This is a genomic window from Streptococcus parasanguinis (assembly GCF_001578955.1).
Taxonomy (GTDB): Bacteria; Bacillota; Bacilli; order Lactobacillales; family Streptococcaceae; genus Streptococcus; species Streptococcus parasanguinis_U.
Window position 1 is genome coordinate 494,931 of the sequence record NZ_KQ969689.1, and the last position, 1,559, is coordinate 496,489.

The 1,559-nt window shown below is 46.4% G+C and carries 2 protein-coding genes and 1 pseudogene; all 3 read left to right on the top strand.

Translation table 11 applies throughout. The features are described from left to right. Positions 1–837, top strand: an 837-nt coding sequence (gene hflX, locus SPADD19_RS02300) for a GTPase HflX (RefSeq protein WP_241496420.1), incomplete at its 5' end; no start/stop codon positions are given. After that, positions 821–1,450: a hypothetical protein gene (locus SPADD19_RS02305; RefSeq protein WP_061455096.1), complete on the top strand. Its 630-nt coding sequence runs from the start codon at positions 821–823 to the stop codon at positions 1,448–1,450. The genes hflX and SPADD19_RS02305, both read left to right, overlap by 17 nt. A 3-nt stretch (positions 1,451–1,453) precedes the next feature. Further along, a pseudogene (locus SPADD19_RS12435) lies at positions 1,454–1,559 on the top strand (ribonuclease Z); the annotation flags it as partial.

Sequence of the window (1,559 nt, forward strand, 5' to 3'; positions counted from 1 at the left end):
GTCGGTCAAGGGATCATGCTCAGCCGTCAGGCTGGGGGAATTGGTTCTCGTGGTCCAGGGGAAAGTCAGTTGGAGTTGAACCGCCGGAGCGTTCGCAATCAAATCACCGATATCGAGCGCCAGCTCAAGGCAGTTGAAAAGAACCGGGAAACCCTTCGTGAAAAACGTTTGGAATCACCTGTTTTCAAGATTGGTTTGATCGGCTATACCAATGCAGGAAAGTCGACCATTATGAATCAGCTGACCAGTAAGAGCCAGTATGAAGCCGACGAACTCTTTGCGACCTTGGACGCAACAACCAAGAGCATCCATCTAACAGGCAATCTGCAAGTGACGCTGACCGATACGGTTGGCTTTATCCAAGATCTACCAACAGAGTTGGTATCGAGCTTTAAGTCAACCTTGGAAGAAAGTAAGAATGTAGACCTTCTGGTCCATGTCATCGATGCGTCTGATCCTAATCATGAAGAGCATGAAAAGACGGTGCTTTCGATCATGAAGGACCTGGATATGCTGGAGATCCCTCGCTTGACGCTTTACAACAAAGCAGATAAAGTAGCAGACTTTACCCCAACCCAGACACCTTTTAGCTTGATTTCAGCGCGCTCTGAGACAGCCCGTGAAGATCTCCAGGCTTTGCTCCTAGAAAAACTGAGAGAACTCTTTGTTCCCTTTACCATTCGCGTTCCTTTTTCAAAATCTTATCGGACACATGATCTAGAAACAGTAGCGATCATTGACCAGCGCGAATTTGAAGAGGATGTCGAGGTCATTCAAGGCTATATCGCAGAGAAAAATAAGTGGAAGTTGGAAGAATTTTATGACGGATTACGTTGATTTAGCAATAAAATATGGAGGTTATACCAGCCTCGATCGGGTCTATCTGACCAATCTTTTAAGCACGATCCCTGAGGAATTGCGTCTCCGTGTGATTACGCCTCCCCCAAGTGTGATCAACGCCTATTTTGCTGAGCTCTATCAAAAGAAGAGCCCCAAGGAGGCAATGGATTATTTCTTGGACTTGAGTCGGGCATTTGACTTATTCACAGTTCAGCAAAGCTTTGATGAACGAAAGCCATTTATCCGCCTCAATTTATCAGGTAAGTCTTATGGCTTGGCCTACGTAAATGAAGAGCTAGCCTGTGTCTTTGCTGAACATCCAGCAGAGGATATCACCCCTGCCATTTTATTCGAAATTGCAGAGATCTTTCCGCATTGTTTGGTCTTTGAAAAAGATGGCAAGATCTGCTTGCAAGAGGCCGGCCCAGAAGTGGTCACCAAAACAGAAGTCCTCTCAGCCCTGACTGACTTGATGACCTTGGAAGATGGATGCTTGAAACTGTCAGGATATAACCAAGAGGAACTCCTCGAGCTAGCGCAAGCCTACCCAGGCAACCTTTCGTTCCGTTCAGAGAACCGGACGGCCATGATTTATATAGATAGAAAGTAGACAATGGACATTCAATTTTTAGGAACGGGAGCTGGGCAACCCTCAAAAGCCCGTAATGTATCGAGCCTAGCGCTCAAATTGCTGGACGAGATCAATGAAGTCTGGCTCT